Annotated in this window: 22 protein-coding genes and 3 pseudogenes; 11 read left to right on the plus strand and 14 right to left on the minus strand. The window is 59.5% G+C overall.

Features of this window, described 5'->3' with window-relative positions; all coding sequences use genetic code 11:
• Positions 1–688: 688 nt before the first annotated feature.
• The 3 genes from GT370_RS10395 (at position 689) to GT370_RS10405 (ending at position 3,051) form a co-directional block, all read left to right on the plus strand.
• Entirely contained in the window at positions 689–2,116 is a 1,428-nt protein-coding gene (locus tag GT370_RS10395; protein WP_270184329.1) for a hypothetical protein, read from the plus strand.
• On the plus strand, positions 2,104–2,766 hold the full coding sequence (locus GT370_RS10400) for a hypothetical protein (protein ID WP_008495688.1): 663 nt from the start codon (positions 2,104–2,106) through the stop codon (positions 2,764–2,766). The genes GT370_RS10395 and GT370_RS10400 overlap by 13 nt, the downstream gene beginning before the upstream one ends.
• 78 nt (positions 2,767–2,844) lie before the next feature.
• On the plus strand, positions 2,845–3,051 hold the full coding sequence (locus GT370_RS10405) for a hypothetical protein (RefSeq protein ID WP_240376716.1): 207 nt from the start codon (positions 2,845–2,847) through the stop codon (positions 3,049–3,051).
• 315 nt (positions 3,052–3,366) lie between these two features.
• Here GT370_RS10405 and GT370_RS10410 read toward each other — a convergent pair whose 3' ends face one another.
• Positions 3,367–4,275 (minus strand): LysR substrate-binding domain-containing protein, encoded by a 909-nt coding sequence (locus GT370_RS10410; protein ID WP_008495689.1) that lies wholly within the window; start codon positions 4,273–4,275, stop codon positions 3,367–3,369.
• Between the two features lie 176 nt (positions 4,276–4,451).
• Here GT370_RS10410 and GT370_RS10415 point away from each other — a divergent pair, with 176 nt between their 5' ends.
• The 5 genes from GT370_RS10415 (at position 4,452) to GT370_RS10435 (ending at position 8,075) form a co-directional block, all read left to right on the plus strand.
• Entirely contained in the window at positions 4,452–5,198 is a 747-nt protein-coding gene (locus tag GT370_RS10415) for an SDR family NAD(P)-dependent oxidoreductase (protein WP_008495690.1), read from the plus strand.
• A gap of 28 nt (positions 5,199–5,226) precedes the next feature.
• The gene (locus tag GT370_RS10420) at positions 5,227–6,063 is read left to right on the plus strand and encodes an alpha/beta fold hydrolase (protein WP_008495691.1); all 837 of its coding nucleotides are present in this window, start codon (positions 5,227–5,229) and stop codon (positions 6,061–6,063) included.
• Positions 6,064–6,145: 82 nt separating this feature from the next.
• Entirely contained in the window at positions 6,146–6,892 is a 747-nt protein-coding gene (locus tag GT370_RS10425) for an SDR family NAD(P)-dependent oxidoreductase (protein ID WP_008495692.1), read from the plus strand.
• A gap of 27 nt (positions 6,893–6,919) precedes the next feature.
• A complete protein-coding gene (locus GT370_RS10430; protein ID WP_008495693.1) occupies positions 6,920–7,300 on the plus strand; it encodes a DUF427 domain-containing protein in 381 nt (126 codons plus the stop codon).
• Positions 7,301–7,328: 28 nt separating this feature from the next.
• Positions 7,329–8,075 carry a glucose 1-dehydrogenase gene (locus GT370_RS10435; protein ID WP_008495694.1) on the plus strand — a complete coding sequence of 249 codons (747 nt, stop codon included), beginning with the start codon at positions 7,329–7,331 and terminating at the stop codon, positions 8,073–8,075.
• A 407-nt stretch (positions 8,076–8,482) separates the two neighbouring features.
• Here the strand turns inward: GT370_RS10435 and GT370_RS10440 are convergent, their stop codons facing one another.
• The 13 genes and pseudogenes from GT370_RS10440 to GT370_RS10495 form a co-directional block, all read right to left on the minus strand.
• Entirely contained in the window at positions 8,483–8,806 is a 324-nt protein-coding gene (locus GT370_RS10440) for a DUF736 domain-containing protein (RefSeq protein WP_008495696.1), read from the minus strand.
• Positions 8,807–9,505: 699 nt separating this feature from the next.
• Positions 9,506–10,444, minus strand: coding sequence for a DUF2493 domain-containing protein (locus GT370_RS10445; protein WP_008495697.1), 939 nt, complete (start codon positions 10,442–10,444; stop codon positions 9,506–9,508).
• A 404-nt stretch (positions 10,445–10,848) separates the two neighbouring features.
• Positions 10,849–11,796: a DUF7146 domain-containing protein gene (locus GT370_RS10450; RefSeq protein ID WP_270183039.1), complete on the minus strand. Its 948-nt coding sequence runs from the start codon at positions 11,794–11,796 to the stop codon at positions 10,849–10,851.
• A gap of 147 nt (positions 11,797–11,943) precedes the next feature.
• The gene (locus GT370_RS10455) at positions 11,944–12,957 is read right to left on the minus strand and encodes a tyrosine-type recombinase/integrase (protein WP_008495808.1); all 1,014 of its coding nucleotides are present in this window, start codon (positions 12,955–12,957) and stop codon (positions 11,944–11,946) included.
• On the minus strand, positions 12,932–13,882 hold the full coding sequence (locus tag GT370_RS10460; RefSeq protein WP_008495807.1) for a tyrosine-type recombinase/integrase: 951 nt from the start codon (positions 13,880–13,882) through the stop codon (positions 12,932–12,934). Before GT370_RS10460 ends, GT370_RS10455 begins: the two co-directional genes overlap by 26 nt.
• Positions 13,879–14,115 carry a tyrosine-type recombinase/integrase gene (locus GT370_RS21440; RefSeq protein WP_442865538.1) on the minus strand — a complete coding sequence of 79 codons (237 nt, stop codon included), beginning with the start codon at positions 14,113–14,115 and terminating at the stop codon, positions 13,879–13,881. Before GT370_RS21440 ends, GT370_RS10460 begins: the two co-directional genes overlap by 4 nt.
• Positions 14,013–15,128, minus strand: coding sequence for a tyrosine-type recombinase/integrase (locus GT370_RS10465; protein WP_270183040.1), 1,116 nt, complete (start codon positions 15,126–15,128; stop codon positions 14,013–14,015). The genes GT370_RS21440 and GT370_RS10465 overlap by 103 nt, the downstream gene beginning before the upstream one ends.
• A 138-nt stretch (positions 15,129–15,266) precedes the next feature.
• Positions 15,267–15,479: pseudogene (locus tag GT370_RS10470) on the minus strand (DNA primase); the annotation flags it as partial.
• 307 nt (positions 15,480–15,786) lie between these two features.
• Complete coding sequence (locus GT370_RS10475; protein WP_008494685.1) at positions 15,787–16,290, minus strand: hypothetical protein; 504 nt, start codon at positions 16,288–16,290, stop codon at positions 15,787–15,789.
• A 76-nt stretch (positions 16,291–16,366) separates the two neighbouring features.
• Positions 16,367–16,732 (minus strand): DUF6915 family protein, encoded by a 366-nt coding sequence (locus GT370_RS10480; RefSeq protein ID WP_039885347.1) that lies wholly within the window; start codon positions 16,730–16,732, stop codon positions 16,367–16,369.
• A gap of 10 nt (positions 16,733–16,742) precedes the next feature.
• Positions 16,743–17,240, minus strand: a complete 498-nt coding sequence (locus GT370_RS10485) for a DUF6878 family protein (protein WP_039885223.1) — start codon at positions 17,238–17,240, stop codon at positions 16,743–16,745.
• A gap of 106 nt (positions 17,241–17,346) precedes the next feature.
• Positions 17,347–19,514 (minus strand): annotated as a pseudogene (locus GT370_RS10490) (ParB/RepB/Spo0J family partition protein).
• Between the two features lie 207 nt (positions 19,515–19,721).
• Positions 19,722–20,863: pseudogene (locus GT370_RS10495) on the minus strand (DUF932 domain-containing protein).
• A 600-nt stretch (positions 20,864–21,463) separates the two neighbouring features.
• On the opposite strand from GT370_RS10495, the gene GT370_RS10500 reads away from it, so the two are divergent.
• The 3 genes from GT370_RS10500 (at position 21,464) to GT370_RS10510 (ending at position 23,912) form a co-directional block, all read left to right on the plus strand.
• Complete coding sequence (locus GT370_RS10500; protein ID WP_083878705.1) at positions 21,464–22,252, plus strand: class I SAM-dependent methyltransferase; 789 nt, start codon at positions 21,464–21,466, stop codon at positions 22,250–22,252.
• 335 nt (positions 22,253–22,587) lie between these two features.
• The gene (locus GT370_RS10505) at positions 22,588–22,953 is read left to right on the plus strand and encodes a hypothetical protein (protein WP_144052762.1); all 366 of its coding nucleotides are present in this window, start codon (positions 22,588–22,590) and stop codon (positions 22,951–22,953) included.
• Between the two features lie 308 nt (positions 22,954–23,261).
• Entirely contained in the window at positions 23,262–23,912 is a 651-nt protein-coding gene (locus GT370_RS10510; RefSeq protein WP_270183042.1) for a DUF4113 domain-containing protein, read from the plus strand.
• The last annotated feature ends 53 nt before the right edge of the window (positions 23,913–23,965 follow it).

A 23,965-nucleotide genomic window follows, 5' to 3' on the forward strand; every position in this document is an offset into this window, starting at 1 on the left:
GACAACCTGAGGTTTATAATTAAAATACAGATAGGTTAAGGCTTTTTTGGAGGTTCGAAAATGGTGCCCTGGGACATCCCGTCATATGTTTGAGTTAACTGATTTGAACCAGATGCTCGATCAGTTGGATCAGTTTCAAGCTAACCTTTCGCAGGCCAACCTTTTAACACACGCTGCTGTCGTCCAAGCTGTAAGCAGTCTCATTTCAAGGTACTTTCAGCTTAATCGTGTGCAAGCCGACGAAATTACGTCCCAGTTAATTCACCCAGGCCCGGACAAGAAGCAACTCAAAAGGAATTTATCGAAAAATATGTCTCGCCCCCCTCAGAATGTTCCCCAATCGTAAATAAAATCAAATCGCACGGCCTGAAGTAAAATGCACTTTGGTTGTGAAATCGCGTTGCCTGATCTATGTCATACTACTGCACCCGCATGCGCTAGCATTCCTTGGTCTGTTGTAGCCGCATAACCCGATACCACACCAAACGGACGAGATTAGAGATAGCTTTTGCGCCAGCCATTAAGCAGGCTAATCAGATAGCCATTGCGATAGCGATTGAGCCAGCCAAAGAGCTGTTGATTGCGCCAGCGATTGTGCAATCCAGCTTCTCTACTTCCGATTCGGAAGATTGCGCGCGGGGTCAAAAATCGTGAAACTCCCCACCGCTATTTTTGAAAGGCGCTGGTCATGTCACTCAAGCGCAGACCCACTGATGCCGACATCGACGCCCTGGCTGAAATCTTCCGCCCGCTCTGGCGGCAAGGCGACATTATGCGCCCGTGGCTACGCCAGCACCATGAGCTGCTGCGCTCGCTCGTGCATGGCGAATGGTCATGGGCCGCGGTCGGCGCGGCCCTGACCAAGGTTGGCATCACCTATCGTACCGGCAAACCCTGGACCGACAAGCGACTGCGCAGTGAGCTGTCGCGCGCATTGATGCCACTCAAAGGCTACCGGCGACGCACGCCGCCGGATCTGGCTCAGGCCCCGACGGCAACAGCCCCGCCGCCCGGCGCGGCCGCCCTAGTGGCACCAACGCCGGCAACGCCAATGGTGCCGGCACCACCTATATCCGCCACGTCATTCCCGCTCACCACTGCCGATACTCCCCGCTTCAAACCTGCCTCCTTCCGCGTCCCGCAAGGGCTGCCCACCACGAGCGGGCCGCCCCTTCATCAATTCCGCCCACGCCGCGCCCGCCAATTGGTCCAACTGAACAGCAGGAGCCCAGCTGATGCCCGAAGACAACCCACAAACACCCCTTCTGCCGCCCAAGTCCCCGGCGCCACGCCCTACCGCCCCGGTCCGGCGAAATTCACTGGCCTGCGCGCGGACATCGTCAACTTGGCGCCACCCCAGCAACCCGAACCGGAAATCGAGCACGGCCTCGACCTCACGGGCCAAACCAAAATCATCTTCGCCGCCGGGCGGGGCAAAACTGGCAAAACCACCCTGCTCCGCTGGCTGACCGAAACCTCCATCCGCAAGGGCGGCACGCCAATTCTCGCTGATGTGGACCCGAGTAACGCCACCTTCTCCGCCTATTTCGCCGATGTCGCGCGGCCAGAGACCGATAATCCCGCCGGGGTCACCGCTTGGCTGCAAGAGTTGATCGAGTATTGCATCAATGAGCGCCAATCCGCCCTCGTCGATCTCGGCGGCGGTGACACCACCCTGCGCTCGCTTGCCGCCGAGATGCCAGGCTTGGCCGCGCATATCGAGGCCGCCGGCATGGCGCCGGTGATGTTCCATCTAACCGGCCCGCAGCCCGAGGATTTGCTCCCTGCCCTCACCCTGGCTGCACGCGGGTTCACACCAGTGGCGCAAGCCTTGGTGTTCAACGAATACAGCATCGAGCCAGGTGCCACCCGTGAGCGGGCCTTTGCCCGACTGACCGCATCCGACACCTATGTCCGTCTAATGGCAGACTGTGTGAGGCTCTGGATGCCCCGCTTGCACGCCGCCGAGGCCGTGGAAAGCCGCCAATGCAGTTTCGCCGCCGCGCGCGACGGCACTATCAATCCGCCGCTCGGCCTGTTCGACGCCGCCCGGGTGCGCGTCTGGCTGACTGCCATGGATCGCCGCTTCGCGGGGGTAAAATCATGGATCCCATAAACCCCAAAGCCCGCCGTGAGGCGCTGCATGAGCAGATTTCCGAAGCCCAGATGATCCTGCGCCGTGCTGCCGCTGCCGCCGCTTTGAAAGGCGACCCTCTGGCAGAGCAACTCCAAGCCCTGGCGCTATGCGTCGGCGCATTGAGCGACCTCTACCAGGCCAGCGAGGCCACACAGATCGACATCGCCAACACGCTGAAAACCCAGACCGGCGCCATCGCCAATGAAGCCATCGCCCAGGTGCACGCGTCCGGCATGGACATCGTCAACAAGCTCGGCCCGCAGCTGGCCAATGCGGCGGAACGCACCATGCGCATGAAGATCACCACCCTGCGTATCCGCAGTATCGTGGCCCTGGGTCTGGCGCTGTCCCTGTCCATCCTGGTGCCCAGCCTGTTCACCTACGCCGCCGGGCTGAATGACGGCCGCTTCCAGGCGGAGGTGGCAGCTCACCTGATCCCCGCCGCCATGAAAGCCAGCCCGGCCGAGGCCCTCGCCTGGGGCCAGCTTATGCAGGATAATGACGGCGCCACCGCCATGGCCGCCTGCCGAAAATCCATCCAGCAAGATGCAGATGGGCGGCATTATTGCTTTATGCCGGTCTGGACCGATCCGATATCGCCAGCCGTGCCTTCAGCCACAGCGCAATAACGGTCGTCGCACCGCCGCGATCACAAACATAGTTCGCCCGACACTTGGTATTCCAGCGGTAATCGCTCAATCTTCGCCATGATCCGCTTTCAGCCTATTGCCGATAATGAACCTGCATTGAGTAACGCGCCCATTTTGAAGGCTGCCATGCTCACCTTCGACTACATCGAAGCCAATGGTCCTATTGGCTTGACGCCATCCAAAGCTCTCAAACGATATTTCGTACATTGGGCTGCAGAAGCATTGCTTGGCCGGGCTACACAGCCGAGGATTAATTTATCGTGAACAAGGTGTTGAACGAGTCAGATTTTCTACCGGCTGGCCTCTACTTTCTTCATTCATGTCCTGCGGACTCTATGCTGGTTGGGCGTGTTGCACGAGTAACGCGTTAGTAAAGGATTTTCCAAGGAAGTGTTGGTTTCAAAGACCACTCTGTGGCCGTTAGCGCTTTCATTGGAAACGAACCAAAATTTGCAAGCGCCGACGAAGCACTGAAGGGAAATTATAGATTTGATTGGATGTAAACACATCGGACTTCCGACGCGGGTGGCCTGGTGCGAATAATTCCCCTGGGACTTATAATTCAAAACAGACCGCTAGTTACAACGTCCGACGCGTTCCTGCCGGCCCGGCGACAATGAGCTGGTCGAGATTCGCAAGAAATGTCTTTAGTACGGGTGAAGAATTGTCTGACCGATAGCCTATGGCCAAATCTATAGTAAGCAGCTCGCCCTTAAGAGGCCGGCTCACTACAGACCACGGGAGCAGTGCCTCAACATAAGTGGGCATGAGTGCAACGCCGCGCAGCGATGCGACGAGCGACAGGACCGTCGAAAAAGTCTCGGCACGGTGGCTTGGTGTGAGCGCGATCCCCTTTGCCAAAAAATAGCCTTCAACCACCTGCCGTAACACGCTCGCGATATCCGAGAATCCGACGAGGATTTCGCCCTCAAGTGATTTTGGATCAATTTCTTTTTCTGCAGACAGAATATGGTCGCTTGGAAGAATGACAACGATCGGCTCTTTCGCGATTACGTCGTAGGTCACATTCGGCTTTGGCTCGACGCGCAGAAAGCCGAGATCGATCTCGCCGTTCTGCAGCGCTTCAGCCAGATCGGGCGAGTACATGCTCGTTACCTTGAACTCGATCTTCGGCAGTTCGATTCTGAGAATGCGCGTGACGTGGGGAAGCCAATCGACCTCCTGTCCAGTTAGGAAGCCGACGGAAAAGACCGCTTTCGCCGGACGAGCTGCGCGACGAGCGGCTCGGACTGCTTCGGCAGCCTCACTGACAGCGATACGCGCGTGGGGCAGAAAGGCGCGCCCGGCATCGGTCAGCTCCACCCCGCGGGCGCCGCGTGTGAATAGCTGCGCGCCGATCTCGATTTCCAAATCACGAAGCTGGCGGCTGAGAGAGGGCTGCGCTGTATGCAGCCGCTTCTCAGCCGCGACAGTAACGCTCCTCTCCTCAGCCACAGCAATAAAGTAGCGAAGATGCCTGAGCTCCATATCTGACCCATACCTCCTGGATATGGGACGTGACCTTACAAAGTCTTTCTCACAGGCGCAACCACAACCTAATTAGACACCCATCGAGACGGGTTATCAACGGATTTGGGCACGAACGAAAACCCCGCTCCGCGAATAAAAAATTTTGAATCTATCGGGTTTTGGAGAGTTTAGACATGAGAGACCAGGTCATTTTGATCACGGGCGCACTCGCGGGTATCGGCCGCGCCACCGCGTTGGCTGCGGTAAACGCAGGGCACAAAGTCGTTGTTTCCGGCCGCAATTTTCAGACTGGCGAGGCATTGGAAGCCGAGCTTCACGCGCTCGGCGCAGAGGCAATCTTCATCAAAGCGGATGTTCGCGATGAGAGCGAAGTCCGAGGGTTAATCGATGGGGCGGTCACCCGCTTCGGCCGGATCGATGTCGCGGTCAACAACGCCGGGACAGAAGGAAATCCTGGCCCCATTCTAGACCAGACCCTGGCGGCCTATGCCGCAACCTTCGAGACCAATGTGTTGGGTGTGCTTTTGTGCATGAAGCACGAGTTTCGCGTCATGCAGTCACAAGGATTTGGCAGCGTTGTCAACATTTCCTCGACCATGGGTAGCCGTGGCGCTGCGAACGCGTCGCTTTACGTCGCCAGCAAGCATGCGGTTGAAGGGCTGACCAAATCCGGCGCGCTGGAAGCTGCCACTTTCGGTGTCCGCGTCAACGCAGTGGCGCCTGGGCCGGTAGAGACCGGGATGCTCGACCGCTTTACCGGCTCGCAGGATCGCAAGGCGGGACTGCTCGCGTCGATTCCACTTCGCCGGGCTGGCAAGCCCGAAGAACTCGCCGACGCGATCCTGTTCCTGGCGTCGGACAAGGCGTCCTTCGTTACCGGCCAGATCATCAACGTTAACGGCGGCCGCACGGCTAACTGATCGTCAATCCAAACAAAGGAGTTTCGCCATGACCACCTATACACACGACACGGTCCCGACCCAATTTATCGAGGCCGACGGCATCCGCTTCGCCTATCGCCGCTTCGGCAAAACAGGCGGCGTGCCGATCGTCATGAATGTGCATTTTCGCGGCACAATGGACCACTGGGATCCGACCATTACCGACGGGTTGGCGCAGCAGCGCGAGGTCATCTTGTTTGACAATGCCGGCATCGGCGCCAGCTCGGGCGAGACGCCGGCAACCGTCTCCGGCATGGCCGCGAACGCCGTCACCTTCATCAAGGCACTCGGAATCAGTAAAACCGACATGCTGGGTTATTCGATCGGCGGCAAAGTCGCCCAGGAAATCGCGGTGCAAGCGCCAAGCCTGGTGCGCAAACTCCTCCTGGTGGGTACCGGCCCGCGTGGCGCTGATACGGCCGCCAGCAAATCTGCGGATATTTTTTCAGCTACCTACGATCCACCGGAGCATCTTTGGATCGCCGCACATTTCTTGCACAACGCGGCGGGTCGCGCCGCCGGAATGAAGTATCTTGAGCGTAAATTCCGCCGTCAGGATCGCGGCCCGGAAGTCAGCGAAGCGTCTGCCGCCGCGCAGTACGCCGCGATCGTTAAATCCAACGAGAAAACCGATGGCGTATGGGATTATCTAGCGGACATCCATCATCCGGTGCTCGTGGTCGAAGGCAGCAACGACCTGATCATCCCGACGGTCAACGGCTTCACGTTGCAGCAGCACCTGCCGAACGCGCATCTCATCATCTATCCGGATTCCAGCCACGCGTCTTTCTACCAATATCCGGAGCTGTTCCTGGCTCACACCGCTTTGTTCCTGGACGCGTGATGCAACCCGAAATCATCCAACCGATCGGCCGCCCCCGGTGTTTTCGATCAATACCCCTCCCGTCTTTTAAAGGAAAATCAAAATGACACCCTGCAACGGAAAGACCGCGCTTGTCACCGGCGCCTCGCGCGGCATCGGGCGCGCCACCGCCCTGGCAGTTGCCAAAGCTGGCGCACAAGTTCTTGTCCACTACGGTCGCAACGCTGCCGAAGCACGGTCGGTCGTCGACCAGATTAAAGCTGCGGGCGGCCGCGCCGAAGCCGTTGGCGTCGACCTGTCCTCTCCAGATGGGCCGCATAGGCTCGCAGCGAAAGTACGAGAGATCGTCGGCGACCGGCTGGATATTCTCGTCGCCAACGCAGGCATCTCGAAGGCTGCCACAATCGAAGAGACAACGATTGAGGATTTTGACACGCAATTCGCCGTTAACGTCCGCGCCCCGTACTTCCTGGTGCAACAATTGCTGCCGATCCTCAAGGAAGGCTCAAGCGTGGTGTTCACGTCGTCGCTTGCAGCACATGCCGCGGTCGGAAACCTGTCGGCCTATGCCGCGACCAAGGGCGCAGTCGACACCCTGGTCAAGCATTTTGCCCTGATCCTTGGAGCCAAGGGCGTGCGGGTGAATGCCGTCGCACCTGGGGTGGTCGAGACTGACATGTCGAGTTTCGCCAAAACTGCCGCCGGCCACGACTTCACTCTGAGCATGCAAGCGTTGAAGCGTGTGGCACAGCCAGACGACATCGCCGGCGCGATCGCCTTCCTTGTCTCTGACGCCGCGCGCTGGGTGTCGGGCGACACGCTGCGCGTAGACGGCGGCTCGAAGCTTTAACAGCCCGCCATTCAACAGGAGACCATCATGACTGAACGCACCATCAAGATCCCCAACGTTGACCACCCGATCACCATTGCGGCAAACAAAAGCCGCGTGATTGTTACTGTGGGCGGGCGCGTGATTGCCGATACCAGCGACGCGCTCACCCTGCGTGAGGCGAACTATCCGCCTGTCCACTACATCCCTCGAAAGGATGTCGATTTGGCGGCTTTGGTCCGCTCCGACACGACGACCTACTGCCCGTACAAAGGCGAAGCCGCCTATTTCAGCATCCCTGCTGGAGGCGAGCGGTCAGTCGATGCGATCTGGACCTACGAGGCACCCTACGGCGCCGTGGCCGAGATCAAAGACCACCTCGCTTTCTACCCCGACCGCATTGACGCGGTCGAGCAACGCGACGCCTGACGGGCGTCTTCAAAGGAGCTATTTCACCATGTCCAAACTCACCGGCAAAGTCGCCATCGTTACCGGCGCCTCCAAAGGCATCGGCGCAGCCATCGCCAAAACGCTCGCCGCGCAAGGCGCTGCTATCGTGGTCAATTATTCATCCAGCAAGGCTGGCGCCGAACAGGTGGTCGAGGCTATCACCGGCACCGGTGGAAAGGCCGTCGCGGTTCAAGGCGATGTGTCAAAGGCGGCCGACACGAAGGCCATCGTCGACGCTGCCATTTCCAATTTTGGCCGACTGGATATTCTGGTCAATAATTCTGGCGTCTATGAATTCGGCGCTCTGGAAACGGTCACCGAAACACAATTCCACAAGATGTTCGACATCAACGTGTTGGGCTTGCTTTTGGTCACACAAGCAGCGGCACCGCACCTGGGCGAAGGGGCCAGCATCATCAATATCGGTTCTGGCGTTACCGTCATCACGCCGCCGCAGACGGCGGTCTACACCGCTTCGAAAGGTGCGGTTGACGCCATCACCGGCGTGCTGGCCAGAGAACTCGGGCCCAGGAAGATCCGCGTCAACACGGTGAGCCCGAGCCTTACCGAAACAGAAGGCACCCACTCGGCAGGGATGATCGCGTCGGAATTTGAGGCTGGCATTATTGCGCAGACGCCGCTTGGGCGTCTTGGTCAGCCGCAGGACATCGCCGACGTTGTAGCGTTTATCGCATCGGACGACGCACGCTGGCTTACGGGGGAACGGATTCTTGCCGGGGGTGGTCTGCGCTAATATTGCGTATACGAACAGAGCATGCGGCCAACCAAGTATGACTGGGGCGCAACGCTGATTTTGATTGTTCGGGTGCAGGTCGAAAGACGATTCGTTAACGAAATGGCAAATCAAAGGTATTTAATGGCAGATATTGGTAGCATATCTGGCTTTACGGGGTCATCACGAATGGCTGGAATGTTTTCAGTATATACTGGACCTCAGTATTCGCAAATTAAATCGATAGAAAAGCCCCACAACGGTCGGCTTGTTTTGACCAATTAAGAAGTTTTTGGTGCAGCTTTTTTCAAAAATCTGCGTGCTCTCTATCGTAATTTTTTAGCTGATACTGACGTTTCACAGAAGCTCTCGTCAACTTTCAAAATACTTCCCCGCCCGGAATCGCCGGGCGGGGTTTGTTGCAATTCTTACTCCCCGTTTTGCTTGCGGCTACGAGACCAAATGAGGGTGTAGCCGTCGCCGCCTTCATCGTCGAAGAGATTGGCGTAAATCGGCGCGCTGAAGCTGGGGTCATCCAGCTTGACCGAGATATAATCGCGCCCCTCGGCGGAACGTTTGGACCAGCCAGCACCCAACTCAGCCCGTCCACAGAATATGCGATGGCTGGGCGCGTTGTCGTTGCTGCGGTTGGCTTCAGGCACGATGCGCACATTCTTCGTCTGCACGCTCAAGGTAACTATCTCGCCGTGGATTTCATTGCCGGCTTTTTTGAAGGTTCCGATGGTAGCCATGTCAAATCTCCTTTGCTGTTTCGAGCCCGCGACCATCGCAGCCTCGATGGCGATCAATTGACCGGGGGCACGATCGGCCTGCACCGTGTTCGGCCGTAGCGTTAGCGTAGGATGGCGGGGTCTGGCTTTTTTGGAGCGCAGCGTCCGCGAGGAGGCAGCTTCGCTGCCGGGGAAAAAAGTTAGAGGCCGCCATTGCAGGAAGGCGATCGTCCTTCGGTCAGATCAGCCACGGAGAGGCCGCGTGGCGCGGCTTGGGGCAGGCATTTAGGAGATTTGGCGACACTTGGGGCTTCAAAAAATCAGCATCATCCATGGTGGACGAACGAGACCGACCCTGCAGACGTAGCTGCGCTATCATGCCGTTTATAAACAGTTGCTTCGACGCCACCCCTGCCCTCGCATCAATGGACAAGCGGATTGGTCGGCACATGGTCATGCGTTTTGCCGTGGAGCGATCATTCCGACCAAGCGATGAGTCGAGATGCGCGCCTGACCCTGCCAACCCACGACAATGTCACGCGAGGCAAACAATTTTCATATCTGATCCAGTAAGCAAGCGGGACACAAGCCGCGATGAATCCCGCCCGGTGATGCCGGGAGGGGCGTTGGCGGGGACTGGTCTGGTGAACAAAGCCGACGTTGCTGAACGGTTTTGTTCTATGGGTGGGATACGGCATGCGTGGAACTGGGATTTTGGAGCTATGCGCCCCCACTTCCGAAGCACCACACCGGAATGCCAAGCTTCTTGGCCTTGTCGGCGAGGTTCTCCTGGATGCCGGTGCCGGGAAACACCATCACGCCGATTGGTGAGGCATCCAGCATGGCGTCATTACGCCGGAACGGTGCAGCCTTGGCGTGCCTTGTCCAGTCGGGGCGATAGGCAATCTGCGTGACCTTGCGCGCATCGGCCCAGGCGGCGGCGATCCGCTCGGCCCCCTTTGGGCTGCCGCCATGCAGCAGCACCATGTCCGGGTGCTTGGCATGCACTTTGTCGAGTTTGTCCCAGATCAGGATGTGGTCATTGCATTCCATCCCGCCGGTGAAGGCGATTTTCGGGCCGCAGGGCAGCAGCGGTGCCATCTGCGCCTGGCGCTTGGCGGCGATAAAATCCCGGCTATCGATGAGGGACGCGGTCAGCGCCCGGTGGTTGACCATCGAGCCTGAGCGTGGGCGCCAGGCAGTGCGTGTATGGCGTTCAAACTGCTCGGCGGCCTGGTCACGGAAGAATTCCAGGCAGTCCCGGCGCTCCAGCAATGTCTGCCCTTCCGCCGTCAGCCGTTCCAGTTCGACCGAGCGGATTTCTGAGCCATCCTGCTCCTTCTGGCTGCGTTTCTGCGCCTGCTCGTTATCGTCGAGCTGCCGCTCGATCCGCCCGGCGGCGCGGTGGAACAAATTGACCGTGGCCCAGAGCAATTCCTCCAGGTCAGGCTCCAGGCGGGTGTCACTCAAGGTGGCGACGAAGGCATCGAAAATATCCGCAACCGCGCCGGCAATAAGATGTGCTTCGGGCAAGGGCCGCGGGTCGGGCTCGTCCTGGCCGGGATGGTAGCCATAGAGCTGGAGTTCGTTGAGAATATGCGCGGTGGGTGATGATGCGTGCGGTGGCTCATAGCCGGTATCGTCATAATCGCGGGTCATAGGATGCTCCTGTTTGCCGGAAGCCCGCGCCGATCGCGGCCTTCCATGGCGATCCTGGCCGTGGGCGGCGGCGGCCCGCACCCACCCGGGGTCCCCATTGCGCCTGCGCAATGGGGTGGGCCTTTAAGGCCGTAGCGCAGCGGAGGATGGCGGCGGGGCCGCTATTTTGCTTCGCGATGCAAAGCCCCGGCATTGCTCAGCACGATCAGTGTTACCGATCATTCCTCGGGGCGGCGGAAAATAGCGGCTCCGCCGCCATTGCGGGCCGCCGCCGCCCACGGCACAGAGCGCCCTCTCGGAAGGCCGCTGGCGCGGCCACCCGGCGGGAAGGGGCATATAGTGCCCGGCGATGACGATAATCCCGGCGTTGGCAGGCTCTCATCCAATCATCCGCCACGCAAAACTCAGCCGGGCACCATGAAGCGTACGGCATCCTCCGGCGCCAATTGCACCCGCAAGTTTGCCCGCAATTCCGCGAGGCCAAATTCGCGGAGATCATCGTTGAAATCGCCAAGGCGGGGCGAGAGCGTGATTGCTTCGATCCCTGCGGCAATTGCGCGTCCGGTCAAACTTGCCACGGCGCGATCGCCGGCCACATCGGCATCACGGGCGATATAAAGCCGGCGTAGCCCCTCGGGGAGCAGGAGGGTGGCCAGATGCCCAGCCGAGAGTGCGGCCACCATTGGCATGGCGGGCATCACGCAGCGCAGCGACAGCACGGTCTCGATGCCCTCGCCTGCCACAAGCAAGCCATGCGCCAGTTCGTTGTCCAACTCTGCCGTGGTGCCAAACCGCACCGCATGACCAAGCAGCAGACCCAGCGCCCGGCGTGGAGTTACCAATGGCGCCTTGCTCAGCCGGATGGGATGGAGGGGATTAAACCCGTCTGGATCAAGCCAGGTGCGCTGGATGCCGGTGATACGGCCTTCGAGGTCCGTGACCGCTGCGATCAGTGCTGGCCAAGGTTCCGGCTGCGCATCCGGTGTCGCGCGGTAGAAACAACGCGGATGGAACCGCAAGGCATCGATTCCGGTAAGTGCCTCTGGCGTGATCCCACGCCGGTGCAAATAGGTTTCAGCAAGGGTGCCTGGGAGGGGCTGCGCCATGCCGAACAACCGCCTAGCGGCGCGTTGGGCCTGGGCGGCATCAGGAGCGGGATCACTGCCATCATCCGCCTGGGACCCGGGGATAGCACAAGTACCAAGTGAACTCGCCATATGCCCCACAGGGTGGCTGCGGCGTTCGCGAGCCGCAGCATGATCATCCCCTTTCAGCCCCAAAAACCGCCTTGCCTCCTCAGCCACATCCCGAAACTCAGTCAGGCCGCAGCTTTCCCGGATCAAATCCAGCAAATCGCCATGCGTGCCCTCGGCGGCATCTTGCTTATGTGCAGTTACACATAAGCAGGAATATGTTGCTTAGCGTGTTATGTTGCGGAATTCCGGACCATGCCTTTTGGCCTGACATGACCTCAGATCGCCGCAACATAATCTCCTGCGTCACAAGGATTTGAGGAAGGCCATGAGGTCTTTATCGTTTTTCCATGACCGGCCGAGTTGAGGCTGCCCCACCTCGCAGAGTGCCACAGCTTGGGCTTTGAGTGTTATGTCGATCTCTGCATAGATATTGGTGGTGCTGATCGAGACATGGCCGAGCCAGGCGCGGACGGTATTGATGTCGACGCCGGCAAGGACGAGGTGGCAGGCTGTCGTATGCCGGATCACATGCGGGGTTATCGTTCTACCAGCTAACGCCGGCACCCGGGCGGCACAACGTTCGATCAGCCGATAGACGCCAAAGCGCGTGAAAGGCGTTCCAAGCCTGCTCACGAAGACCGCATTTTCGGCCGCGCGGCCGAGCACTCGTTGGGCCAGCACGGCTTTTGTCTCCGGCCAAAGCGGGCACTGGCGTGTCTTGCCACCTTTTCCATGCAAGGTGACCAGATCATGCCCCCTGTTGCCGTGCTCAAGCTGTAGATCACGCACCTTCAATTGCGTGGCCTCGGAGACGCGCGCCCCGGTATTGTAAAGAAAGAGCAGCAGCGCATATTCGTCACGCCCCCTCGGCGTCTTCCGGTCAGGCACGGCGAGCATGGCCTCCATTTCTGGCCTAGCCAACCAGCCGACCGGCTGCTGCATGGATTTTTTGGATGCGATGGCCCGGATATGGCCGCACCATTCGATATGGGCTGGGTCCCGGCTGCCGATGAAACGGGCAAACGCCCTGATGGCGGCAAGGCGCTGGTTACGGGTCCGGGCGGAACATCCCCGGTCCTCCTCCAGATGTGCCAGGAACTGCAGCACATGCTGGGTTGAGAGATCGCGCACAGCCAGCCGGTCCACGGGCTTGCGCAATTTGCGGCTGATGAACGGTAGCAGCAAAGAGAATGTATCCCGATAGCTGGAGCGCGTGTTCCGCGCCAGGTTGCGCTCGGTGACGATATGTTCGGACAGGAAGCGCCGCAGCCATGGGCCGAGGGTTACGAGATCATGCATCCTGGCCTCCATGCGCATAGCATGCAAATCGCAATGATGCCTGCTGCAGCAGCTCCGGTGTCATCGTCAGGTAGATTTTGGTGCCTTCTAGATCGGCATGGCCGAGATAGGTGGACAGTACGGGCAGCAATCTCTGCACATCCGCGCCCTGTCGATACCATGCTGTGAGGCTGTGGACCGCGAAACTGTGCCGGAAATCATGCAGCCTGGGGAACAGCCGGCCACCCGCTCTGCCATGGACACCGGTGATGCGCCGTAAGGCATCGAATGCCGCCTGAACGGTGCTGCTTGCAAGCCGCGTTCCGTCCCGATTTGCGAGCAGGAAGGATTCCTCATCTGACGCTGCCACGCCAGGGCGGCGCAGAGACATATAATCCGCCAATATTGACGCCAGGTGTGGTCCGAGCGGAACCAGCCGGCTTTTATAAAACTTGGTGGCACGTATTGTCAGGACGGCTGCTGGCAGTTCGACATCCGCCAGCGTGAGACTCATCGCTTCGCCGGCGCGCAACCCGGCGCCATACAACAGCAGCAAAAGCATCCGGAATGTATCGGCATCCAGCTGCACTGCACCCGCGCGGCTGGCTTCTATGGTGTCGCGGTCGAACAGCCTCCGCAGTTCGTCACGCGCATAAATATGCGGCGGCGTCCGGGTTGGCGGCCTCGGCTCGTTGTCCGGCATTGGTGAGGCGCTTGCATGGCCGCGGCCGATCGCATGACGCCAAAATCCGGCCAGCGCGTGATATTTGTTCTCACGCAGCCGCGTCAGCTGCCCATTGCCAGTCAAAAAAGAAAGGATATGCGCCGTGGTGACAGCATCGCATGCGGCATCGCCGTCGGCATATCTCAGAAAGCGACGCAGGATGCTTGCGCTGCCGATGAACTTCGCACCATGCGCCTGCCGGAGGGCAATGTATTGTTCGATGGCTTCTCGCAGTGTCATGCCAACCCCTCCAAATCGAGAGCCGCCACCTCGCGTAGCGCAGCGAGGTTGACCTTGGCGTAAATTGCCGTGGAGGATGGATCCCGGTGCCCCAGAAAATCCCCGATTACCTTCATCGATATGCCCTGGTCTAGGAGATGCTGGGCTGCGGCGTGCCGCAGCGCATGGGGCCTCGCCGCCCGGCGATAATGCCAATATTTGCGAGGCGACTGGCGACGATCCCGCTCAGGGATTTTCTGTCGAGCGGCCGTATCGGCGCACATGATGTGAAGAAGAGGCTGCGCCCGAAGCCGGTTGGCCGGGCATTCCGCACGTAGCTCAGAATGGCCTGGCCGACGCTTTGCGTCAGCGGCCACAAATGGGTCCGGCCAGGCTTCGGGCAGCGCACACGGAGCCGCTCATTCTCCCAATCCAGATCGTCCAGTTGCAGGCCGGCGACTTCTCCCGCCCTCAGTCCGTAAGCGATAAACAGCATCAGAACCGCGCGGTCGCGTTTGTCGACCGGACGGTCGCCCTGGACCGAAGCCAGCAGACGCAAGACATCCTCGCGCGGCAAACCCTTCGGTATCGTCTCATCGGCCATGAACCCCGGTACCATGATGCCCGCGGCTAATCCCGACCGACACCAGCCGCGCGCTTCGGCAAATATAAAGAATGCCTTCAGACGCTGGGCGTAATCATGTATCGTCCGGCGGTTCCAACATCCGCGTTTGCGCTCCGCCATAATGGCGGCATCTACGTCCACCATCCGAAGGATGCTCAGCGTGATGCCGCGCTCCGCCAGCCAGATAAAGAAATGATCGGCGGCCCGGCGGTAGCTTTGAATTGTTGCCTCGGACAAACCGCGTTCTGCGCGCAGCCACCCTTCAAAAATGGTAGCTTCGGCATGGTGCGGGTGGCAGGAGGTCACGGGTTCATCGAGCCATCCCAGGAAACGGAGCCACTGTATCCCGAAGCTTACGAACCGCTCGTACACTTTGAGCGAGGCCGCCCGCTTACATCTACGTTCCTTCGGCCGTGCCCAGATTGCGGCTGCAGCCTCGACTTGCAGAACGGTCACCGTGCTGCCTTCCTGCAGATCCAACAGCCGGATCAGGCTCAGTTGAGCATTGGCAGCCCTGCGCAAGGTGCTCCGGCGAGCCCCGAGCCTTTGGAGACATCGCAGATAATGGGCTCGCTGCTCGGCGAGCGGCGCCGTCTGATATTTTTTGACGAATGCCGGAATGACAAAGAGTTCTTCAAACATGGTCGTGTCTCCTTGATGGTGGAGACGCAATCATGCCGATCTGGCGCCGTTGGGAAATTATGTTGACTGCCGGTTAGCCAGTTGGCGGGCCGGCTACCAATGACGGGCACTCCGCAACATAATACGCTAAGCAACATATTCCTGCCAGCGCCCCGCCGCCCCCTTGCCCGTGCCACCGCCGCTGAGCCGCACAAACAAAGACCGCCCCGGCGTGTTATGAACATCCCCCACCAGCCAATAACGCCCCTCACGCCGCCCGGCGGGCAGATAATGCCGGCACACCGCCTCGGCCTGCCGCGCCAGCATCTGCGCCAGCTCGGCCGCCGGCATGGAAAAATCAGGCTTGGGCATGATTGCCCCTCCATCGCTACAGATTGCTACCAATCCGGCCCACCCTCGGCGTTAGGCCGAACAGCACAGCCTATCGCTCGGCCCGGCCCACGCGCTATCTTCCGAATCGCAAATGCACCCACGCCGTCTCACCGGCACGGGCGACAAGTGGCCGGTGGCCTCGGTTCCCCGCGAGACTGCGGAAATTTCTTCTATTCGGCGTCCGCAGAACACCGCCCCACGCAAAATGGGCCGTCCCGCTTCCGGGTCCGGCCCATCCGCATTGGTCGTGGTTCTCAACTTTTCGTGGATCGTCCCGAGCATAGGGCTACCCGTCCTCCTGCCCGGCGATGTCGGCACGACAATCCGAGAGAAACTCCGTGGTCGAGCAGGCTTTGATGGCATCGGCGGTGATGAACAGCGCCATGCCGCCAAACCCGTCGGCGCGCATTTTTGAACAGGTGAACGCCGTCGTCACGGTGATATAGCGCAGCTTGACGGAACGCCGCACGATATCTTGGAGAATCACCTCCCAGGACATGCCGCTCATATCCAGTGCAATGGTGTCATCATCCGATGTGGCGGATTTGAGTTTCTCCTCCACATAGAAATGCACTTGGCTGTTGCTGTCGCGGGCCGCATCCAGCGCCATTGTGAGCTCAGCGCGATTGATCCAGATCAGATCCGATGGCCCTTGCCAGGAATGGAAATAGGTTCCATCGCCGTCCGAGTCCGCATCGAACATATGCGAGAGCAACAACAGCTCCAGCTTCGTCATGACCGCGTTCGGGATGATCTCCGGGATCACTGTCGGTGAATAATAATTCGCCATATTGGCCTCCAAAAATGCAAAACCCGGCACGGGGCCGGGTTCTGGGTTGAAAGAGATGGATGGTGAAAGCCGGTGCTCAGGCGGCATCGGCTTCAAAAGGATCGAGCAGTCTATGCAGCGCCATGGCCCGGCCCATCCAGGGTTCGGGCCGGATGGCTTGGATCCAATCTGCGAAGCCCGGTATGAAGCCGAGATCCTCACGAACATGCTGCTCGCCGATCAGACGCACAGGTACGACGCGCCCCGTCGAGATCGTCAATATATGGCCGAAAAATCTCTCCGCCATAAAAATACCCTCAGCGTGATGGCGAAGTGCCCGATGCCGAAAATCCGATGAGATCATCTTGCTCTCATCAAACCAAGAATGCAGGCTCAAAAAATCTTCCGGCGTTCCGCCCCATTTTTTCGCGGAGGACAAAGCGTGATGATAGGGATGCGCCATATTCGCCTCCTCAAAATTCATGGGAATAATTTTCGGAGGCGGTATAACGCTCATTATAATCGAGCGTGATGCTGCCCGCCGTTACGTCGAAGGTAAAATCGCCATAGGCACCATCATTGTTCTCCCAGTCGCAATGCGTCTGTGCCAGAAAATCATAGGACAGCGCCTCGATGGCTTCGCGCACCGTATGGGTCTGGCGTTCGATGTCCGGGCTATCCCAGGCTGCACAGAAAATCTCGATCCGCTCATCGGGCAAGTCAACGATACCATCGTCGTTCTGGGCCGTGATGTCCTCGATCTGGCCGCTATCGCCATAGCCGTCGAAATTCACGATCACGGCGGTGATGCCATGCTCCACCAGAATGGCGAACAGCACCTTCTTGTTGCCCTCGAGTAGGGCACTCGCACGCGCGCGATACGCGCGTTCTTTTTGTTCCCACGAGGCTAAAAACGCATCGGGACTGGCAAGCGGTTGCTGACCAGGTGCTGAGTTGTGATTGTCTGACATGATCTGTCTCCAGAAATGCAAAACCCGGCACAGGGCCGGGTTGGAATTGAGGTTGGATGAGGGAGTAGACTCGAGGTGGCTTTTTGGCCGCCTCGGGGTTCTGGGATTACTCCGCCGCGATCTCATGCGGCTCGAGCTGTTCATGGTCTTCGGTGGATGGACTATCGGCTACCTCAACCTCCTCGCCGGCCACATCCGCGCTGGCGTCGACGGCGGCACTATGCGTGACCTCTGCTGCGGAATCGGCCGGCATCGTCATGGTCTCCACGCCCTTCGTCCGCAGCACCTCGGGCAGCCAGCCGGAACCCGCCAGCATTTGCGCGGCGGCCTCGGCCATGTCGCCTTTCTTCAACCCCTCCAGACGTTGCGCCGCCTGCTCGCCCTTGGCCTCGCACACGGATTGAAGAATGCGCGCCTTCGTCACCCGGCCGAGGTAATTGTCCACATTCGGCGACCAACCCGCAGCGGTCAGATCAAGTGCCAGAATTTCCGCCAGCCGCCCTGCATGCGCCAGCGACCGGGGCCGCCGGTTATAGGCGTCATGTGTGGCGTTCAGCGTCAGCGCCACGCAATGCGCAAACAAGGCCTCGCGGCTGTCGCTGTCGAAGCCGGACAACGCATCCCATAGCTCGGCACTATCTTCCGGCAATTGCGCTGCCCAGCCCTCGTGCCGCGCATCAACCCGTGCCGCCAAGGGCGTGTCAGCCAGGCCCGGCGCCTGCGCGCCGAACATCACGCTCTTCGCCTCGATCTCCAGACAGGATTCGGCACCGTAGCGATAGAACAGCCGCAGGCACAGCTCGTGCAGCAAAACGAGGTAGGCAATGCCGGGCTCGTTGCCTAACACCTCGCGCAGCGCCAGCGTGCGATAGGCGCTCAGCTCGGTCAGCAGCCGGTCAGGCAGCGGCTTCAGCCCGTCTTCCTCCTCGGACTCGGCCTCATGTTCCGCTCCGCCACCAATATGGGCGGTGATGATTCTGGAATCCGCGCGGCCGGGATCGGTGCCATCGGCGGCATTGTGCCCGTCCTGCCCCTGCGCATCGCCCTCACCCGCCAACGCGGCCTCATCGACGTCCTCGACCACCGGCGGCTCATCCTCGGGCCGAACATAGCCGCGTTCCACCCGCAGCGTGCCATTGCCGTCGATGCTGACAAACACCCCGCCATGGCGATTTCGGCAGGGTCGTACACCGGCGGGCGCTGGGTCAGCGCATCGATCTCCACCTCAATCTCACCCAAGCGCGCATCGGCATCATCCGAGACTTCATCCGCCGCGGCAGCTTCCTCCTCGAGTAGCTCCGCCTCGGCCCGCAGCGCCTCAACCTGGGCGATGTCTTCATCGGTGAGCGGGCGGCGCGTGCCCGGAATGCGCCGCAAACCATAGCTATGGCCGTACGGAAACTCAGGGGCCATTTCGACCCATTTCCAGCCCTCGGCGCGGATCGCATCGGCATCGCGCTCCAGCCTTTCCGCCACCACCCGCGCCAGCAGCCCAGCATCCTGCAGCCAGCCGCCATCATCCTGCTGGAACAGATCGCGCATCACCGCCCCACCGGCCGCGATATAATCCTCACCGGCATATTGCGCCCGCTTGTCACTTGCCCGCACCGCCCCTTCTGTCAGCATCCGGCGGATCTGGTGTGGCTCTTTGTTGTAGGAGCGCTGCATCGCCTCCCATACCTGCTCCTGGCGCTCATGGTCGGGACTGACCGAGAACGCCATCAGCTGGTCGAGGTTCATCTCATCCTCGGCATAGACCTCCAGCAGCCGGGGCGAAACGGCGGCCAGGCGCAGCCGCTGCTTCACCACCGAGACCGCGACAAAAAACACCGCCGCAATCTCCTCCTCGCTCTGCCCCTTCTCGCGCAGTGCCTGAAACGCCCGAAACTGATCCAGCGGATGCAAAGGTGCGCGCTGCACATTCTCCGCCAGACTGTCTTCCTCGGCGATGCCTTCGGTGCGCACCACGCACGGGATAAGCACATTCTTGGCGAGGCGCTTTTGCCGCACCAGCAATTCCAGCGCCCGGTAGCGCCGCCCACCAGCGGGGATTTCGAACATGCCGGTCTCCGCCCCCGCCTCATCTAGCACCGGCCGCACCGTGATGCTCTGCAACAGCGTGCGCCGTGCAATATCCGCCGCCAGTTCCTCAATCGAGACGCCCGCCTTCACCCGCCGTACATTCGATTGTGACAGCACCAGCCGGTCAAACGGGATATCGCGCGAGGCACTCAGCGTGATTTTCTGAACAGTTTTATTGGTTGTTTTACCCATGAGACAAACTCCATGACGGGCGGCCCGGAGCCACTCTCCTGACCTGCAAACCCATCACAGATTTTTCCGCCGCCCTCTCACTCTGACCGCGACATACCCCAGGCCACGCCCGCATAAAAAATGCCGTGGACCGATAACGGCCCACGGCAGAACGAACATCACAGTAAAGCAGCTATCGCGTGATTAAACGATCAATCGACCAGACGATCAGCTCACCCGTTCAAGCAGCAGCTTGGCCTTGCCCTCAAGCTCCAGCCGGGAATCCTGGTGCGGGCGCGAGCGCGCCAGTGCGGTGATGCCCTGCACGAAATCAAACACGCTCTCTGGCGGGTGGCCTTCCTCCTCCAGCACGGAGGAAATAATCTTCGCCGTCTCGCCTTTGCTGAAACCGCGCTTGCGCAGAAAACCCTCGCGCTCATCATCCTGGCGTGCCACGATCTGCTCCCGCGCCGCCTTGATGCCAGCGACGAATGGCGCCGGCGATGAGTTGGCAAACCGCCGCAGTGCCGGTGCCGCCTCATGCGCAAAGCGCTGGGTGGCGAATTTACTATGCCGGATGCTGATCTCCTGGAAATCCTCAGCGCCCCAGATATTCCTGTTGGCGCATACCGCCCGCAAATAAAACGAGGCGATGCCCAACGTCTTCGAGCCCACTTCGGAATTCCAGCAATAAAAGCCGCGGAAGAACAAATCCGGCTCGCCGTTCGGCAACCGCCCCGCCTCAATCGGGTGCGTGTCATCGACCAGGAACAAAAACACGTCCCTGTCACTGGCATAGAGTGTGGTCGTCTCCTTCGTCGCATCCACATACGGGTTGTGCGTCATACTCGCCCAATCCAGCACGCCGGGCACCTTCCAATTGGTATCCCCCGTGCCGTTACCCGCAATGCGCATCACCGCCGAAACCAGCTCATGGTCCCAGATGCGCCCGTAATCCGGCCCGGTGACGGCGCGCAGCTCTACCCGCCCATCTTCGGTCTCCAGGGTTTTGACCAGCTCAGCGCGGTGGTTGAGCAGCCCGTGTTGCAGATTGATCCCGGCCAGCGGCGCTGGCAGATCCCGCAAATACCCCGCCGGCGCGCCCACCAGCCCGCAGAGCTGGCCAAAACTCCAATGCGTCGGCGCCACCGGCCGTTCCTGCCCTGGCACAATCAACGCCAGGGCCTCACCATCATCGCGCCGGGCCTCTACGCGGATCGCCCGGCTCTCCACAGTTCGCGCCTCTGCCCGGTCGGCCCGCGCGCGCACCGCGCCATACAATTCTGGCAGAGACAAAAACCGCTCGTCATCAGGCCGCGAAAACCATTCCGACGACACCCGCCCCAGCCGCTCCCCCGGCTGACATCCACCTTAAAACCCCCTTCCCAGCCTGACCAGCATTGGACCCAACAACCGCAACCGCGGCAGACGCATTGATGCTCATAACAAATCTCCACGACGGGCACCGGAAGACACTCTCCCGAACCAAAACCCATCATGAAAATCACAGCCAAGCTCTGACTCTCAAGCCTGCATCGGCGCCGTGGCTGTCTGCTTGCCCCTTCCAGACGATCAAAATTGTTTTAAGACGTTCTGTTTTCGGCAAGTTTGGGCCGGGAGCAGCTGGTCCGCTATGGATTTCAAAATGCAGATAGCGGACATTTGGCTTAGGAACCGCCCGCGCAGCAAAAGCCATTAAAATGATGAGATGAAGTCGGTCTAGGTGATTGTTTTCACCGTTTCGGTCATATCTTTCGTAAGCCGCAACATATTGAAATTATTGATTCGAATTCAACTTGCAGAAGTCTTGAGTTTCGCAATGCCAATAAAAAAACTTGACCATGCGAAGCTTGTTAGATACCAGAGATCGCATGATTTCGAATAGCGCACGACTTCGATTTATCTGATCGGCCTTCTGCGGAAGATCGGGTTTAGTCCTTGTTTTGTTTCGCCATTCGGACCTCTAAAAAATGAATAATCCTGATAATACCGCACATGAACGTGCGGTCATCGACCAGTTTACACGCCAAGCCCAAGGTTTTGCCGGCAGCGCAGAATTACATGTGCATGAAGTCTTACAACTGATAATCGATGCTGCCACCCTAAGTCCCAATCATCGCGTAATCGACCTCGCCTGTGGTCCCGGTTCCGTTGCCTGTGCAGTCGCCAAGCACGCAGCGCACGTCATTGGTCTGGATGCAACCCCCGCAATGCTGGACCAAGCGTCTGAACTAGCCAGAGGAATGAAACTCGCAAATGTTGAATGGAAGGAGGGCAGCATTTATGCAGCGCCCTATGCGGACGGTTCGTTCGATGCTGTCACCTGCCGCTTTGCCTTTCACCATCTTAAAGATCCACCAAGAGCTTTTGCGGAGATGGTACGTTTGACGGCAACCGGCGGTCGCGTTGTGCTATGCGATGGCATTGCTTCGGACGAACCAGAAAAAGCCCGGGCGTTTAACCAGATGGAGCGGTGGCGCGATCCGTCAACGGTCGAGTTCAGGACTTTCGGTTATCTGCACAAACTATTCGTCGAGATGGGATTAGGCGAACCTTACGCCCGAAGTTTTCACGTCCCTTATTTGGCTACCGACCTCGTCAAAGCATCCTTCCCGGCAGGCGATGACCGCTCCGGACTGCTTGCCCTAATTGAGAATAGCATTGAAGACGACACACTCGGAATGGGAGCCCGCATGTCTGCCGAAGGCGTGCGGATTGCATTCCGCTCGGTGGTGCTAAGCGCGGTCAAACTCGGTTAGCACCCTTTTCTACGCTGTCCCTGTCGTTGCGAAATCCTTGCAGTCCGTGTGAAAACTCGGCCACGGAGAGTCGGAACGCAATGTGTCGTCTATACTGCGGACTTTTACGCAATAGAATGCAGCTGCCTTGATTTACGATATCATAAGATTGCGCGCTGCTATAGCGTCCAAGAGTTTTCACACGGTCTGCTTGAGTTTTGCAATGTTTGCCGCTTGTGGGTGCGGTATGAATTGCTGCTGACGGTGCACGTTCCGGCAGATCGCGATCACTGATTCCGTTTGATCGCGACGGGCAAGCGATGATATACTATTGGATATGCTTTGGAGGGCCGCAAATGCCGTTTCCGCCGAACGTGCATCCAATTCGCGTCGTGTCGCCCAAGGCTAGATTGAAATATCCACACGCGATCTATGCGGGAAGCGCATGGTCCCTGGCTGTCGGCTTATGGGACGGTGACCGGGCGTTGCTTATCCGCTGGAATGACGATCCCGATAAGCCGCTTGGGAACCCTGTCTCACACAGTCAGCCAACATGGTTCGTCTTGCCTAAAACCTTGCACGCCACGGCATTAAATGAGGCCGCAAACGCAGACCTTAAAAGAGCGGAGAAAGCGCGCGAGTGGCTGGAAGGCCATGGGCCGGATGAGTGGCCCTATGATCCTGACGAGTTCCCAGAGGCTCAGTCGCATCAAAATCCTTGAATTCTGAAAACCGCTCCTGTTGGAACGAAAGCCATGGGCATTAAAATGGGCGAACCCTGGTACCTCGCCCAGCGACGCCCCGAGTGCAAGGCAGTGGAATGGCGTTCCAGCAATTACGCGCTTTATGGCGATATGAGCCGGCGCATGTACGAGGTTCTGGCCGCTCGCGTGTCACCGGCGGGATGAAACTGACCCGGCCGGCGGCTTGAATCTGACCCACCTGCATCGGCATCGGCCCCACCAAGACCATCGCCAAGCTCGCCAACCGCATCGCCAAGGACAATGCTTTGTTAGACGGCGTATGTGATTTGCGCGACGAGGCGCGCCGCGCCAGTTACTACGCCAACCAAACCGTCAGCATGGTCTGGGGCATCGGCGGCAAAACCGTTGAGAGACTGAACCGGCTGGGTGTTGTCAGCATCGCTGATTTCATGAGGATGACGCATGAAAAAGTGCGCGAGCTTCTCACCGTTACAGGTGCCCGCGTGCAGGCCGAACTGCACGGCCAAAGCTGCCTGCCCCTCAACCTTATGCCCCCGCCGCGCCAGGGTATCGCGGTTGCCCGCACATTCGGGCAAATGGCGAGCACTTGGACGGCATTGCGCGAAGCGGTCGCCGCCTTCGCCACCCGGGCGGCTGAGAAGCTGCGCGCCGAGGGCCTGGAAGCCGGCCACAGTTATTTCAAGGCCGGTGTGATGCTGGCCAACCTCACTCCGGCCCGCCAGCAGGGGCAAATGTTCACCGCGCGAGACACGGTCAAATCCGCCCGCGCCATGGCAGCGATTGATGCGGTCAATGCCCGCTTCGGCCGTGGCATGTTACGTCCGGCCGCAACCGGCACAACGATGACTTGGGCCAGCCGCCAGGCCCGCCACTCCCGCGCTACACGACCCGCGCCGAGGAGATGCTGGTGGCGAAGGCGTTTTGAGAATGCTGATGAGCAGCTGACGATATTTTAGCGGGGCCAAGCCCCAGATTGCGCACCCGCAAGGGGTGCGCTTTTGGGCGATCC

Origin of the sequence: Acidocella sp. MX-AZ03, from assembly GCF_027626035.1 — a bacterium.
Lineage (GTDB): Bacteria > Pseudomonadota > Alphaproteobacteria > Acetobacterales > Acetobacteraceae > Acidocella > Acidocella facilis.